Below are 16,357 nucleotides of genomic sequence, written 5' to 3'. Positions count from 1 at the left end.
GGTTCGCCGGGTCGCGCCGCGGGCGCCGCGGCGCCACCGCCACCGTCGAGATCGCCGAGCGTCGCCGCGGGCACCCCGTCCGGCACGTCGGCGCCCGGATGGTGGACGACCAGGACCAGACGCGCCCGCCGGGCGATGTCGGCGCGCCGCGAGGCCGGATGTCCCGGATCGAGCGGCACGACCACCGCACCGGCGCGCAGCACGGCGAGGACGGCCAGCACCTGCTCGGCGCTGCGCGGCAGGCTGATGCCGACCGTGTCGCCGGCCCGCACCCCCCGTCCGTGCAGGCCCGCGGCGAGCTCGGCGATCCGCTCGTCGAGCTGCCGGTACGTCCACCGCCGGTCCCGTTCCTGCAGGGCGACCCGGTCACCGTGCTCCCGGACGGCGGCGCGCAGCAGGCTGTCGACGTCGGCGTCGCGGTCGACCTCGTGCACCGCCCCGGTGATCGGTACGGCGGGCACGTCCGGCAGCTCGGCGACCGCGCAGTCCGCGGCCGCCACCATGGCGCTCAGCGTGGCGGTGAACTGGGCGGCGAACGCGGTCACCGTCTCCGCGGCGAGGCGCTCACGGGCGTACCGCAGGGAGCCGCGCAACCGGTCGCCGTCGGCGTACATCTCCAGGGTCAGGTCGCCGACCACCGGCTGGTGCACCTCGGGCAGCAGGCGCAGGCGCAGGCCCGGCACGCCGTCGCCGAGGGCCGTCCGGTCGTACCAGCTCTGGAAGGTGAAGACGCAGTCGAACAGCGGGCCGGCTCCCCCGGCGAGGGCGGCGATCCGGGGGTACGGCAGCGCGCTGTGGTCGATGGCCCGGGCCACCTCGGCCTGCACCGCGCGGACGTAGCCGGCGACCGGGAGGGTGACGTCCTCCGGCGAGCGCACCAGCACGGTGTTGACGTAGTTGCCCACCACGCCGTCCAGATCCGCGCCCTGCCGGACGCTGACCGGCACCGCCACGGTCACCTGCGCCGCGCGCGCATACCGGGCCAGCGTGCGCTGGTACGCGGCGAGCAGCACCGCGAACACCCCCACCCGCCGGCGCCGGGCGAACGCCGCGACCTCGGCGCCGGCGGTGTCGAGGGCGACGACGCCGGTGTCACCGCCGGTACCGCGGCCGCTGTCGCCGCCGCTGTCGCCGCCGATGTCGCCGCCGGTGTCGCCGTCGGAGGGCAGCCCGACGGGTCCGGCCCCGCCGGCCAGCACGTCGCGCCAGTAGCCGGTGAGCCTTGCCGCGTCCCGCTCGCACTCCTCGCCGCGGCGGGCGGCGGCCCGGGCGTACGTCCGGGGATCCGCCGCCTCGCCCGGCATCTCGGCACCGGTGCGCGCCGCGGTGTAGCAGCGCCACAGGTCGGCGACCAGGATCCCGGCGGACTCGCCGTCGAGAACCAGGTGGTGCACGACGATCAGCAGGTAGTGCCGGTCCGGCGCGGCGGTGACCAGCACGGCCCGGCCCAGCCCGGCACCGTCGGCGTCCAGCGGCGCGGCGGCCTCCTCGCGCAGCAGCGGCACCGCGTCGGGCAGGGACAGGCCGACGCGGGTGAGCCGGGTCAGCGGCAGCGGCCGGTCCGGGTCGGCGCGCAGAGTCGCGTCGCCGGGCACGGCGGTGAGCAGCGGATGCCGGCGCACCAGGCCGCGCAGCGCCGCCGCCAGGGCGTCCTCGTCCAGCTCGCCGGTGATCTCGAACGCGACCGGCACGTGGTAGCGGCCCGACCCGGGTTCCATCCGGTGCAGGTAGAGCAGGCCCTGCTGTTCCTCGGTCAGCGGTACGGCGGACCAGCCGGTGGTCGTGGTGGTGGTGCTCATCGTTCGCCTCCGAACGCGGCGGTGGCGAGACCGTCCAGGTTGTCGGTCTCGAAGAGGGTTTCCAGGGCGAGCGGCCGGCCTCCCTCGGCGCAGACCCGCGCCGCGATCCGCTGGAGCTGCCGGCTGGTGACGCCGAGGGCGAGCAGATCGCTGGCCGGGGTCAGCCGGCCGGTGTCGATGCCGGTCTCGGTGGTGACGATGGCGGCGAGCCGGTCGACCGGGGTGCCACCCGGGACGGCCGGCGGCGCCACGGCGGCCTCCGGTTCGCGGGTCCGCAGAGGTGTGACCGGCAGCGACACCCGGGGGCCGGTGGCCGGGGCGGGCCAGGACACCGGCCGGCCGGCACACCAGTCGGCGGCCAGCCCGGTGGTGGAGTCCAGGATGGTGCCGGCCACCCGCTCGGTGCCGTCGCGGACGGCCGCGGCCAGCTCCCGCAACAGGCGGGCGGCCTGCTCCGGGCCGGTGGCCACGACCAGCGCCCGTTCCGCCCGGGCGACGCGGCCGTGCTGCAGGGTCCGGGCCACCGCCGCGAGCGGCAGCCGCGGCACGGCGTCGGCGAGCGCGTCCGCCAGGGCGGCGAGGTTGGCCGCGGTGTCCGCGGACAGCGGCAGCAGGTGCGGGCCGTCCCCGGCGTCCTGCGCGGGCGGCGCCGGGGGCGCCTCCACGACCAGGCAGCCGTACGCGCCGGTGCCGGCGAAGCCGTTGATGAGCGCGCGGTGGCGGGGCACGCCGTCCGGTCCGGACCGGGGCGGCCACGGCTGGTGGTCGCGGACCACGGGAGCGCGGTCGGCGGCCGCCGCGACGCCCGTGCTCAGCTCGGCGGTGAGCCGGGTGCCGTACAGCCGCCCGGTGCGCAGCTGGCAGATGACCTTGCCCAGTTGGCCGAAGACGGAGGCGGCCTCCAGATGCCCGAGGGTGGGCTTCATCGAGCCGACCGCGACCGGGCCGGCGTCGCCGAACACCCGCGCCACGCCCTGCACCTCCAGGGCGTCGGCCAGGGCGGCACCGGAGGCGGCGGCCTCGACGTAGCCGATCGCGCCGGCCGGCAGCGCCGCGTCGGCGAGCGCCGCACGCAGCGTCTCCTCCTGCCGGGCCCGGTTCGGCAGCCCGAACTGCCGGGTGGCGCCGGAGTGCCGCACCGCCGCGCCGCGGATCACCGCGTGGATCGGGTCGCCGTCGGCGAGCGCGCGGTCCAGCGGCTTGAGCAGGACCGCGCCCACGCCCTCGCCGACGATCCACCCGCTCGCCCGGTCGGTGAAGGCGCACGAGTCGGCCTCCTCGGCGACCAGGCCCAGTTCGGCCAGCACGTCCAGGTGATCGGGATGCAGCACGAGGTTGCTGGCGGCGGCCACGGCGGCGGTGCAGCGCCCGGACCGCAGCGCGTGGACGGCGTCGGCGACGGCGGCCAGCCCGGACACGCAGCCGCTGTCGAGCACGACGCTGGGCCCGGACAGGTCGAAGGCGTGCGAGATGCGGTGGGCCAGCCCGCCGCGGGTCGCGTGGGTGCCGTCCTCGCCACGGGCGCGGGCGTCCACACCGAACAGGGCATGGTCGGCCCACATCGCGCCGACGAACACCCCCACCGGCCCCGCGGCGGACAGCTGCCCGGCGGTGATGCCGGCGTCCTCCAGACAGGCCCGGGTGACGGCGAGCAGCAGCCGCTCCTGCGGGTCGACGGCGCGGGCCTCGACCGGGGTGATGCCGAACTCCTCGGACTCGAAGGCGGTCACGTCGTCGAGGTATCCGCCGACCTTCACGCCGCCGCGAGCGGACCGCGGAGCCAGCGGCGCCCACCGGTCCCCGGGCGCGGGCCCGATCGCGGTGTCGCCGGAGCGCAGCAGGGCGTCCAGGTCGTCGAGGGTCCGCGCGCCGGGCAACCGGGCCGCGAACCCGACGACGGCGATCGGCGCGGGCCCGGCGACCGCCACGGGCTCCGCCACGCTCGCCGGCTCCGCCACGCTCGCCGGCTCCGCCACGCTCGCCGGCTCCGTCACGGTCGTCCGCTCCGCCGGGAGCCCGGCCAGGCGGGCGCGGTGCCGGACCGTCTCCTCCGGGAGCGCGCCGCCCCACAGCGACAGGAGCAGCTCCTGGTCGTCGTCCAGCCGCAGCGCGGCGCGCAGCGAGGCGGCGTTCATCTCGCCGACCGGGCAGAAACCGAGCCCCCGCCGGGCCGCCTCGACCATGGTGAGCTGGGCGATGTGCCCGGCCTCGACGGCGCTGTAGCGGGCCGCGAGCCGGGCGCCGTACGCCGGTGCGATCGCCGCGGGCGTGGACACCAGGTAGACGGCCAGGGCGGCGGCGTGCACCACCGGCCGGTTGTGCGCGACGTGGTCGCCCTCGTCGAACGTGCCGCCGGGCGCCATCCGCACCAGGCAACGCCGGCCGGGGTCCAGGTAGTACAGGCCGCCGTCCAGGCCGGTCACCCGGCCGTCGCGCACGTGCACGTACACCTGCACCGGGTAGAAGCCGCCGGCCGACGGGTAGCGGCGCTTGCGGCGCCCGTCCAGGGTGCCCGCGACCAGCAGGGCCAGCAGGTCGGTGAGCGGCTCCAGGGCCATGGCCTCGGTGGCGAAGCTGCGGAACGAGGAGGCGTCGAAGAGCTCGGCCGCCTCGGTGGCGCTCACCGGGCCGAGCGGGACCCGGACGAGGTCGTCCGGCAGCCTCCGCTCGGCGATGCGGGCCTGCTGGAACGCCTTCTTCGCGGCCGGGTCGAACGCGATCCGGATGTCCGGCGCCGCCCCGCCGCCGTTCGGGGCGGTGGCCTCCCCGGCGCCCTGCCCGGCGAGGTGCCGGGCGATGCCGGCCGGGCTCGGGTCGTCGATGAGGGCGTCCACCGGCACGTCGGCGCCGTGCCGCTCCTGCAGGGCCCGGGCGAGCCGGATCATGGTGAACGAGGTGGCGCCCAGGTCGAACAGATCGGCGTCCGGGGCCACCTCGGCGGCACCGAGCAGCTCGGCGGCGATCGCCGCGATCTGCGCCGCGCCGGGAGCGACCGCGGTGGCGCCCGAGGTGGACGGTGTGCCACCGAGCGCGGCGGTCAGCCCGGCGACCGTCGGTGCGTCGACGAAGGCGTCGACCGGCAGGTTCCGGCCGGTGCGCCGCTCGATCTCCTGGGCGATCCGGATCGCGGTGAACGAGGTGGCGCCCAGGTCGAACAGATCGGCGTCCGGGGCCACCTCGGTGACGCCGAGCGCCTCGGCGGCGACCACCGCGACCGTGGCGGCGAGGTCGCCCGCCGCTTGCGCCGCAGCGGCCGCCTCCGCCGGACCGGTCTGCGGCACCGCAGCCGGCTCGGCCGGCGACACGGCGGCCGGCTCGGTCTGCGGCACGGCGAACAGCGCCGCGGCGGCCGACCGGTCGAGCTTGCCGTTCGGGGTCAGCGGCAGCCGGGGCACGAACCGGTACCGGTTGGGCACCAGGGACGCCGGCAGCACCGCGGCCAGCGCCCTGCGGATCTCGCCCACCGGCCTCGGCGGCCCGGCGGTGACACAGAGGGCGCCCAGGCTCGGCCCGTCGGCGTCGCCCGGCACCGGCAGCACCCGGGCGTCGGCGCACCCGGCGTGCGCGACCAGGGCCGCCTCGATCTCCTCCGGCTCGATCCGCAGGCCGCGGAGCTTGAACTGGTTGTCCATGCGGCCCAGGTAGAGCAGCTCCCCGTCGTCCGACCAGCGGCCCAGGTCGCCGGTGCGGTAGACCCGGCCGGTGCCGGGGGTGGTGACGAACCGCTCGGCGGTCAGCTCCGGGCGGCGGTGGTAGCCGAGCGCCACCTGAACGCCGCCGATACAGATCTCCCCCGGCGTGCCCTCCGGCACCGGCTCGAGGTTCGCGTCCAGCAGGTGGATCGCGGTGTTGGCGACCGGACGCCCGATCGGCACGGTGGCGCCGGTCCAGTCCGGGCGGCAGGGCCAGTGGGTGACGTCGATGGCGGCCTCGGTGGGGCCGTACAGGTTGTGCAGCTCGGCGCCGGGGAGGGTGGCGAAGAACTGGTGCATGGTGCTCGCGGGCAGCGCCTCGCCGCTCGCGAAGACGTACCGCAGGCTGGTGCAGCGGCCGGCCGCCGGGTCGCGCAGGAACATGTCGAGCACCGGCGGGACGAAGTGGGTGACGGTCACCCCGGCCTCGGCGATCAGCCGGGCCAGGTAGCCGGTGTCCTGGTGGCCCCCGGGCCGGGCCACCACGATGGCGGCGCCGGCGAGCAACGGCCAGAAGAACTCCCAGGCGGAGACGTCGAATCCGTACGGGGTCTTCTGCAGCACGCGGTCGCCACCGGCGATGGGGAACCTCTGCTGCATCCACTCCAGACGGTTGGCCACACCGCCGTGGGTGTTACGGCAGCCCTTCGGCCGGCCGGTGGTGCCCGAGGTGTAGATCATGTAGATCGGGTCGCCGGGGCCCACCTCGGCCCACGACGCGGCGTCGTCCGGCTCGTCGCCGGGCTCGCCGACGACGAGGACGCGGGCGTCGCCGCAGGCGACGTCGGCGTGGGCGCGGTCGGTGAGCACCAGAGCGGCACCGGCGTCGTCGAGCAGGAACCGGACCCGCTCCGGCGGGTTGGCCGGGTCGACGGGCACGTAGACGCCGCCGGCGCGCACCACCGCGACGAGCGCGGTGACCAGATCGGTGGAGCGGTCCATGTGGACGCCGACGTGGTCCCCGGGACGGCAGCCGTGCCGCACCAGGCGCGCGGCCAGCCGGGCGGTACGGCGGTCCAACTCGGCGTAGGTCAGCGTGGCGCGGTCGCCGTGCACGGCGGGCGCGGCGGCGTGCTCCGCGAACGCGCGGGCCAGCAGCCGCGAGACGGTGGACGGCGGACCGGCGGCCGCCGCCGCCCGGACCCGACGCTCGTAGCCGGCGAACAGCTCGTCGAGGTCCTCGGCGCTCAGGGCGTCACCGGCGGCGTCCCACTGGCAGATCAGGGCGTCGCCGGCCACCAGCGGCACGTTGTCGAGAGCCACCTGCGCGGTCTGCGACTGGCTGGTACGCACCCGGACACCGTGGGCGTGCAGGCCCTCGGGCACGTCCGGGATCCGGGTGAAGACCACCGGAAGGCGCAGCGCCCCGCGGGCGCGGAACACCCGCCGTCGCAGATGGTCGAGCCCGGGGTCGGCGGCGCCGCGGTCCAGGTCCTCCCGGACCCGGCGCCAGATCTCCCGGGCCCGCTCGTCGTGCCCGGCCGGCAGGGTGTCGTCGACGACCAGCCACGCGAGGCCGGTGAAGTCGCCCACCATCGACTCCCTGCCTGTGGGCCGGTCCCAGGAGACGACCACGACGGTGAACGGGCCGCCGAAGCGCTCGCGCAGGGCGTCGACGTACGCGGTCAGCAGCACCATGTCCGCGGGCACGCCCAGCGCGGCGGCGTTGTCCCGCAGGACGGCCCAGCCCGGCAGGTCGAAGCGCCGGTGGACGCGCTCGCCGGTGTCGGCCAGATCCGGTCCCGGCGGCAGCGTGGCGAACTTGTCCGTCCACTGCCGGGCCGCGGCCGCGGCGGCGGGCAGCCGGGCCGCGCCGGCCAGGCCCCGCAGATGGGCGATCAGCTCCCCGCCGCCGGCGTCCAGCACGTCGTCGCGGCCGTCGTGCAGGGCGAGCAGCTGGCTCAGGAGCACCGCGATGCTCTGCGCGTCCGCGCACAGGGCGTCGATCGCGACGTGCAGCACCACCACGCCGCCCGGCAGCAGGCTGATCTCGAGGGTGAACATCGGCCAGCGGCCCAGCCCGAACGGCCGGTTGCGCATCCGGGTCGCGACCTCGGCCAGGCGGCTCTCCACCTCCTGCGGTGCGGCGGCGGTCAGGTCGTGGCGGGCGATGGCGTACGCGGGCACGGCGCCCCGCACGGTGAGGGTGCCGTCCGGCTCGACGACCCCGCGCAGGGCCGGGTGGTGGCCGATCAGCCGGCGCCACGCCGCCTCCAGCCGGTCCGGGTCGTGGTGGCGCAGCTCCAGCTCCTGGTACACCCGGGTCTCGGCGTCACCGCCGAGGCCCGCGGTGCGGCCGACCACGTACGCGGACTGGACGCCGGTCAGCGGAAGCCCGGTCACGTCCGCAGCGGCCGCGGTCAGCTCCGCGAGGTCGTCGGCGAGGATCGCGTCGCCGTCGGCCGCCATCCGCCGCAGGTACGCGCCCAGCCGCGCGAAGGCCGCCCCGACCGCCTCGCTGTCGAGCACACCGGGGGCGTAGTCCCACGACACCACCAGGTCCCCTTCGGCGCCGCGCTGCACGCAGCATTCGAGGTGCACACCCGGCGTACGGGTGATCGTGGCGGCGTCGTCGACGTGCCGCACCCAGCTGTCGGGGTCCACCGCGCCTCCGTCCGCGGTGAGGCTGCCGAGCAGGCTGGTGAACACGACCGGGATGGGCGCGCCCGAGCGGCCACGGTCGCGGCGGACCCAGTCCCGGTGCGCCCGGATACCGCTGACCGTGCCGTGCTCGAGGTCCTGCCACAGCTGGCGCTGCACGGCCTCGAGCCGGTCGCGCAGCGTGCCGCCGGCGGACGGGGCGAGGAAGACGGCGGTGGAGATGAACGGGCCGACCAGGCGCGGCACGTCGCGGTGCACGGGACGACGGTTGTACGTGGTCAGCACGAGCGGCAGCCCCGAGTCACCGAGGGCGGCCGTGTAGAGCGCGAGGAGCAGGGCGGACGGTGTGACCCCGGCGGTCCGCGCGATCCGGCCGACGCTCTCCCACTCGGCGGCGCCGAGGCGCTGCGACAACCGGCGGCGCTCGGACTCGTCGCCGCCGGCCCGTACGGTGAACGGCGCGGGCCGGTCCAGCTCCGCGGCGGCGAGCTTGTCCCGCCAGTAGCCGAGGTCGTCCGCGGGCGGCGGTGCCGAGGTCAGCTCGGCGTACTCGCGGAAGGAGATGCCGGGCGCCGGCGGCTCGGTGCCGTCGCGGTAGAGCGCGTACCACTGGCGCAGGAGCATGGAGACGCTCGGGCCGTCGGCGACCATCTCGTCGACGGTGAGCAGCACCCGGGCGGCGCCGCCGCCGAGCAGCGCGACGCGTACCGCGAACGGCGGGCCGGACGCCGGGTCGAAGCCGTCGTGGCGGCGCAGGCCGGCCAGCGCCGCCGACCGCTCGGCGGGGCCGCGGCCGGCGAGGTCCACGGTGGTGATCCGGTACGGCGCCGCCGTCGCCGCCGTCACCTGGGTGCCGTCCGGCCGCACGGTCGTGCGCAGCATGTCGGTGCCGGCCACGAGCCGGTTCCAGCTGCGTTCCATCCGGTCCACGTCGAGGTCGGCGACCTCGAACTCGACGTGCACCTCGGCGCCGCGGCCGCCGGTGACCGTACGGCCGACGAAGAACGACTCCTGGATCTCCGTCAGCGGAAAGGGGGCTGTGTCTTGCATCGTCGGCTCCTAGCTCTGTGCGCCGTGGGCGGCGATCCGGCCGGCCAGCTCGCGTACGGTGCTCCGGGCCAGCTCGTCGAGCGGGATGGAGAGCCCGAACCGCTCGGTGACCTCGAACCGGAGGTTCATCAGGTTGATCGAGTCCACGCCCAGGTCCAGCAGGGGGCGCGCGGGGTCGAGGGGGCCGGTCACGCCGACCGCCTTGGTCTCGGTGAGGCCCACCAGATCCGCCAGGATGTCGCCGTTCGCGGGCGGCTCCGGCGCGGCGGACGGCGTCATCGTCATCGGCATGCCGTGCCCCTCGGACGGTTCCCGCCCGGAAGGCTCCGGCGCGGCGGACGGTTCCCGTTCGGCAGGCCCCGGTGCTGGGGACGGTTCGCGTTCGGCAGGCTCCGGTGCGGGCCGGGTGGACAGCGCGGGCGTTGCGCCGGGCAGCCACAGCCGTTTGCCGAGCAGGGCCGAGCCCGGGGCGGCCAGCAGCGGCGCGGTGGCCGGCAGGCGGTCCCAGCGGACGTCGAGCCCGTCCTGCCACAGCCGGCCGATCTCGGTGAGCCGGCCGTTCTCCCACAGCCGGGCGAGGAACTCGGCGGTCTCCGGCAGCTCCGCGAGACCGTGCCCCTCGGACCGCTCGCGCAGGTCGGTGACGGTGGCCGCGCCGAGCCGGTCGGTGAGTTCGGCCGCGTCCGCGGCGACGACGGCGACCCGGCACGCCCCGGTGGCCCGGCCCTCGCGCAGGGCACGCGCCAGCGACGGCAGGCCGGCCGGGTGGTCGGGCAGCCACGCCGCCAGGCGTGCGGCGGTGGCCCGGACGTGCTCCGGCGTCGGTCCGGAGAGGACGAACAGGTCGGCCTTGCCGGGCGGCGCGGGCGGTGCGGCGGTCTCGTACTCCTCGACGACCACATGGGCGTTCACCCCGCCGGCGCCGAAGCTGCTGATCCCCGCGCGGCGCGGCACCAGGCCGCCGGCGCCGTCGCTCAGGCGTTCCCACGGCTGGGCGGTGCCGGGCAGGACGAAGCGGCCGGAGGCGAGGTCCAGCTCCGGGTTGACCGGGTCGGCGTGCAGCGTCGGCGCCAGGGTGCCGTGGCGCATCTGCAGCAGGACCTTGGTGAGCGCGGCGATGCCGGCCGCCGACTCGCCGTGCCCGAGGGCGGACTTGACCGAGCCCAGGACGCTGCGCCCGGTGCCGCCGTACGCCCGCAGCAGTCCCGCGACCTCGACCGGGTCACCCAGCTCGGTGCCGGTGCCGTGCGCCTCGATCGCGGTGACGGTGGCCGGGTCGACGCCCGAGCGGGCCAGCGCCTGCCCGATCACCCGGGCCTGCGCGTCGGGGCTCGGGACGGTGTAGCCGTTGGTGCGCCCGCCGTGCGAGACGGCGGTGCCCAGCACCACCCCGTGGATGACGTCCCCGGCGGCGACCGCGTCGGCGAGCGGGCGGATCAGCACGGCGCCGACGCCCTCGCCGGGGCCGAAACCGGTGCCACCGGCGCCGAACGAGCGGCAGCGCCCGTCCGGGGACAGGAAGCCGGACTGCTGCAACATCCGGAACCGGGACGGGTGCAGGTAGAGGTTGACGCCGCCCACCAGCGCGGCCGCGCACTCGCCGCGGCGGATGCTGTCGACCGCCTGGTGCAGGGCGACGAGCGACGAGGAGCACGCGGTGTCCACCGGCTGACTGGGCCCGGCCAGGTCGAACAGGTACGAGACCCGGTTGGCCAGGCTCCAGTAGTGCCCGGCCGGCACGGTACGGCCGCCGGCGGCCCAGCGTTCGGCGCCGAGCAGGCGGTAGTCGCTGGAGGTGACCCCGACGAACACGCCCACGCTGCGGCCGCGCCCGTCGGCGCCGACGAGGGCGTCCAGGCGTGGCCCGGCGTAGTTGGCGTCCTCCAGCGCCGCCCACGCGGTTTCCAGCCAGAGCCGCTCCTGCGGGTCGGTCAGGGCCGCATCGTGCTCGGACAGGCCGAAGAAGGCGGCGTCGAAGCGACCGACGTCGTCGAGGAAGTGGCCGCGCGCGGTGACCCCGCCGGCGTCGTCCCAGCGGTCGGTGGGCAGGTCGGTGACCGTGTCCCGGCCGGTGACCAGGTTGTCCCAGAGTGCGGCGAGGTCGTCGGCTCCCGGGTACCGCCCGGCCAGCCCGACGACGGCGTAGCGCTCCGGCTCCTGGCCGCCTCGATCCGAAGCCCGGATGGAATCCGGGGCGGGGGTGGGGGCGGGAGCGGGAGCAGGGGCAGGGGCAGGGGCAGGGGCAGGGGCAGGGGCAGGGGCAGGGGCGGGGGCTGGGGCTGGGGCTGGGGCTGGGGCCCGGGTCGCCGGGGCGGGCGGTCGCGGCGCGAGGTGGGCTGCCAGGCCGGCGAGGTCGCGCGCCTCGTACAGCAGCTCGGGGCCGACGGGGGCGATCCGGCGGCTCAGCTCCCCCATCAGCGTACGGATCATGATGGAGTCGAGCGCCAGGCTCTCCAGCGTGGTGGCGGCGGTCAGGCCGGCGACGGGGCGCCCGGTGACCGCGGCGACCGCCTCGATCACCCGGGGCAGCACGGCCGGACCGGCGACCGCCGGCGGCGCCGCGACGGCGGCCGGGGCGACGACCGCGGCCGGGGCGACGACGGCGGGCTCCGAAGGCGCCGCGGCGGCATCGGCGTACAGCCCCGCGTCGGCCAGGCGCCGGCGCCACAGCGCCGTGTCGCCGTGGAAGACCACGGCTCCGTCCAGGTCCTCGGTGACCAGCAGGCGCTCGAGCACGGACAGGCCCAGCGGTACGGGCAGCGGCACGAGCCCGACCTCCTCGCCGAGCACCGCGCGGACCGGCTCCGGGATGCTCATCCCCGCGCCGTCCCACAGCGGCCAGTTCACCGACAGCGTCCGGCCCGACCGCTCGCCCCGGCGCACCAGGGCCGAGCGCTCCCGGGCGAAGGCGTCGAGGTAGCCGTTGCCGAACGCGTAGTCGGTCTGGCCGACATTGCCCGTCACCGCGGCCACCGAGGAGAAGAGCACGAAGAGGTCGAGCGGCAGATCGGCGGTCGCCCGGTCGAGGGCCCGGACCCCGGCGATCTTCGGAGTGAGCACGGCGGCGATGTCGCCGGGCTGCTTGCGGCTGAGGAACGCGTCGCGGAGAACCCCCGCGGCGTGCAGGACGCCGTGCAGCGCCCCCTCGGTGCGCACGATGTCCGCCACCAGCTCCGCGACGGCGTCCTGGTCGGACACGTCGCACCTGCGATAGGTGATCGGGCCGCCCGCGGTGGGCCGCTGCGCCGGGTCGAGGTCCTCCGGCCGGCGCCGGCCGCAGAGCACCACGCGGGCGCCGTGGCGGTCGGCGAGATGCTGGGCCAGGGCCCGGCCGATACCGCCGGCGCCGCCGGTGACGAGGTAGACCCCGCCGCTGCGGAAGGCACTGCCCGGCCGGCCGGCGCCCGCCCCGGGCGCCGGGGCCCAGGCGACGCCGCGGCGCGCGCCGGCCCGGCGGTCCACCAGCGTGTCGCCCGGCCGGTCGGCGGCGGTCAGCTCCTCGCGGACCACCGCCGCGGCGGCGGCGCCCGCGTCGGTGACCAGGACGGCGCGGCCCCCGACCCGCGGGTTCTCGGCCCGCAGGCAGCGGACGAAGGCCCCGGCGCCGGCGGCGAGCGCCACGTCGTCGGTGACGAGCAGGACGGTGCACCGGCGGTCGCGGGCGCCGGTGGTGAGCGCCCGGGCCACCGCGCCGAGGGCGGCTTCCAGCGTCCCGGGCTCCGGGCCGGTCAGACGCACCACCACGGCCTCGGCCGGGCCGGACCCGGCTTGCGGGAGCGCGGCGGCCAGGTCACCGATCGGGTCGTGGACGACCAGGGGCGGGGTCTGCGGCACGCCGGCCGGCACGGGCAGGTCCACCGTGGCCGGCGCCAGCACGTCCACGGCGTCCAGGGCGGGCAGGCCGGCTTCCGCCGGCGGGCGGACGTCGTGCCGGTCGGTGGCGAAGGGGTAGCCGGGCAGGGCCACCCGGCGCGCCGGACCGCCGGGCACCGCGGCCTCCGGATCCAGGGCGGCGCCGGCGGTGTAGGCGGTGGCCAGATCGGCGAGCTCCGCCGGGCCCGGCGGCACCGGCTCGCCCGCGAGCGCGGCGAGCAGCTGCCGGCGGCCCGCGACCACGTACGCCTCACGGTGTTCGTGATGGTCCCGCGCGGCGGCCAGGGTGTAGGCGACGTCGGCGGTGGACGCCGCCGTGCCCGGTCCGGTCAGCCAGCGGGCCAGCTCGGCGCGGGCGGCGGCGAGCCGTTGCGGGGTACGGGCGGAGAGCGCCACCACCACCGGCCGGTCCGGGGCGACCGCCGGTTCCCGCTCGGGCGCCTGTTCCACGACGAGGTGGGCATTGGTGCCGCTGAACCCGAACGCGCTCACCGCGGCCCGGCGGGGGCGTCCGGCGTCCGGCACCGCAAGGCGCCGGGTGGCCAGGGTGAAGGGGCCCTCGGCGAACGGCACGCGCGGGTTCGGCTCGTCGTGGTGCAGGGTCGGCGGCACCGTGCCGCTGCGCACCACGCCGACCGCCTTGAGCAGGCCGGTCAGTCCCGCGGCGGCGGAGGTGTGGCCGGTGTTCGACTTGACCGAGCCGACCGGGACGCTGCCGCCGGGCAGCCCGGCCGGGGCGAACACCCGGTTCAGCGCGTCGATCTCGATCGGGTCGCCCAGCGGGGTGCCGGTGCCGTGGCACTCGACGTAGTCGATGGTGGCCGGGTCGATGCCGAAGCGCTCGTACACCCCGGCGATCAGGTCGGCCTGCGAGCGGCCGCTCGGCGCGGTGATCCCGTTGGTGCGGCCGTCGGCGTTGATGCCGCTGGCCCGGATGACGGCGTGGACCGGGTCGCCGTCGGCAAGGGCGCGGTCCAGCGGCTTGAGGACCGCCACGACGCAGCCCTCGCCCGGGACGATGCCGTCCGCGCCCGCGGCGAACGGGCGCTCCCGGCCGGTCGGCGACAGCATGCCCGCGCCGCTCATGTACACGTACGGCAGCTCGGTGCAGTAGAGCGTGACGCCGCCGACCACCATGAGGTCCGCCTCCCCGAGCCACAGCGACTGGCAGGCGAGGTGCAGCGCCACGAGCGACGAGGAACAGGCCGTGTCCACCGTGGCCGTCGGCCCGCGCAGGTCCAGCTCGTACGCCAGCCGCGCGGCCAGCATCGAGTTGGAGTTGCCCTGCATCACCTGCGGAAGCCGGGCGTGCGGGCTGTGCCGTTCGATGCGGTGCTCGTAGTCGTTGAGCATCACCCCGGCGTAGACGCCGCACCGGGAGCCGGCCAGGGCTCCCGGGCGCAGGCCGGCGTTCTCCAGGGCACGCCAGGACTCCTGCAGGAAGAGCCGCGCCTGCGGGTCCATCAACTCCGCCTCGCGCGGCGTCAGCCGGAAGAAGTCGGCGTCGAAGGCGTCCGCGTCCCGGATGAACGCGCCCCAGCGTGAGCGGCTGGCTCCCGTCGCGGCGGGATCCGGGTCGAAGTGCTCGTCGACCGCCCAGCGCTCCGGCGGCACCTCGGTGACCAGGTCGGCGCCGTCCAGCAGCAGCGACCAGAACTCGTCGGCGTCCCGGGCGCCGGGCAGGCGGGCGCTCAGACCCACCACCGCGATCGGCCCGGGCCCCTCCGGCGCGGGCGGCGCGGGTGCGGGGGCCGGCTCCGCGGCGGTGTGCGGTGTGCGGCGCAGCTCGGCCGCGGCCTCCACCACGTCCAGCTCGCCGCGCCCGAGCCGGGTCAGAATCTCTCGTGCGTCCATGGGTCCTCGCCTCATCGGGTGCCGCCGTACGCGGCGGCGATCCGGTCGTGTACCTCGGGCAGGCGGAAGGAGATCCGGTGCATCGCCACCTCGCGATCGATGGCCCGTCCGGTGCGCTCCAGCAGCGGGTCCGCCAGCTCCCGCTTGAGCAGTTCCAGTGAGCTGCGCGGCGCCTCGGCGACCGCGGCGGCCAGGTCGCGGGCGTGGCCGGGGACCGCGTCGTGGCGTACCACCGGCAGCGGCACGCCGCGTGCCCGCAGCTCCGCGCCGCGGTAGCCCCGGGCGGTCCAGAGCATCTCCTGTCCCAGCGCCGCGCCGAACCGGGCCGGGACGACGTGGGTGGCGCCCATGCCCGGCGTGAAGCCGTACCGCATGAAGTTGGTGGTGTAGAGCGAGCGCTCGGAGAGCACGACCAGGTCCGCGTAGAGCGCCAGGACCAGTCCGCCGCCGATCGCGTGACCCTGCACGGCGGCGACCACCGGCAGCGGGCACCGCGCGAAGACGCGGAAGAAGTCGTCGGTGTCGAAGGTGCCGTCACCGCGGGCGAAGCGCAGCAGCTCGTCGCGGGAACCGCCACCGCAGAACAGCTCCGGCAGGCCCTCCACCAGCACCACCCGGGCCTGCGGACCGGCCGCCGCGGCCTCCACCGCCCGGACGAGCTGCGCGCACAACGCCGCCCCGAAGGTGTTGCGGTTGCCGCGGTCGGCCATGGTGACCACCGCGACGGCACCCTCCCGGCGCAGGTGCACGACCTCGGCGCTCACGCCGTCACCGCCTGGCGCAGCACCGCGATGCGCTGCCGGACCTCCGGTGCCGCCAGCCGCTCCGCGAACGCCCGCCCGGCGGTGCGGCCCAGCTCGGCGGGCCAGCCGAAGGCCGCCTCGCGGTAGCGCTTGAGCGCGGCCACCGCCGGGCGCTCCAGCCGGCGCAGCTCGACCAGCAGCGGACGCAGCAGCTGCGCCGCCGAGGCGCCGGCACGGTCGGCGAGGCCGGCCTCGAGGGCCTCGGCCGCGGTCCAGGTCCGGGCGGTCAGGGTCGCGGCGAAGGCACGCTGTTCGCCGGTACGCCGGGCCACGAACGGCAGCGCCATCGCGGGCAGCAGCCCGAACAGGGCCTCGGTGAGCCGGAACGTCGCGGCGTCGCCGGCGAGCACCAGGTCGCACGCGGCGGCGAGCCCGACCCCGCCGGCGGTGGCCGCCCCGTCGACCACGGCCACGGTGACCAGCTCGGAGGTCGACAGCGACCGCAGGAGCGTCCAGTACGGCACGTCGTCCGCCACCGCCGCGGGATCCACGGGGGCGGCGAGGTCCATCCCGGCGCAGAAGTCCGGCCCCTCGGCGCTGAGCACCAGCACCCGGCAGCCGGGATCGGCCTCGGCGTCCCGGACGGCCGCCAGCAGCCCGGTGAGCAGCTCCGCGTCGATGACGTTGCGCCGCCCGGGACGGTCGAGCACCACCTCGCGGTATCCCGGACCCGATCGCACGGCGG

Annotated in this window: 5 protein-coding genes; all 5 read right to left on the bottom strand. The window is 77.0% G+C overall.

From position 1 onward, the window contains the following. Positions 1-1,799: condensation domain-containing protein (locus IEY99_RS26335; protein WP_189206751.1), on the bottom strand; the 1,799-nt coding region annotated here is incomplete at its 3' end. Beyond that, the gene (locus IEY99_RS26330; RefSeq protein WP_189206750.1) at positions 1,796-9,142 is read right to left on the bottom strand and encodes a non-ribosomal peptide synthetase; all 7,347 of its coding nucleotides are present in this window, start codon (positions 9,140-9,142) and stop codon (positions 1,796-1,798) included. The genes IEY99_RS26330 and IEY99_RS26335, both read right to left, overlap by 4 nt. A gap of 9 nt (positions 9,143-9,151) precedes the next feature. After that, complete coding sequence (locus IEY99_RS26325) at positions 9,152-14,869, bottom strand: SDR family NAD(P)-dependent oxidoreductase (protein ID WP_189206749.1); 5,718 nt, start codon at positions 14,867-14,869, stop codon at positions 9,152-9,154. Positions 14,870-14,880: 11 nt separating this feature from the next. Beyond that, on the bottom strand, positions 14,881-15,633 hold the full coding sequence (locus IEY99_RS26320) for a polyketide synthase (RefSeq protein ID WP_229799264.1): 753 nt from the start codon (positions 15,631-15,633) through the stop codon (positions 14,881-14,883). Next, positions 15,630-16,352 (bottom strand): enoyl-CoA hydratase-related protein, encoded by a 723-nt coding sequence (locus tag IEY99_RS26315; RefSeq protein ID WP_194505976.1) that lies wholly within the window; start codon positions 16,350-16,352, stop codon positions 15,630-15,632. Before IEY99_RS26315 ends, IEY99_RS26320 begins: the two co-directional genes overlap by 4 nt. Between the last annotated feature and the right edge of the window lie 5 nt (positions 16,353-16,357).

It is taken from the genome of Couchioplanes azureus, from assembly GCF_014648355.1.
GTDB lineage: Bacteria > Actinomycetota > Actinomycetes > Mycobacteriales > Micromonosporaceae > Actinoplanes > Actinoplanes azureus.
Note: the sequence above shows the minus strand (reverse complement) of the source record. Positions and strands in the feature narration are given on the sequence as shown.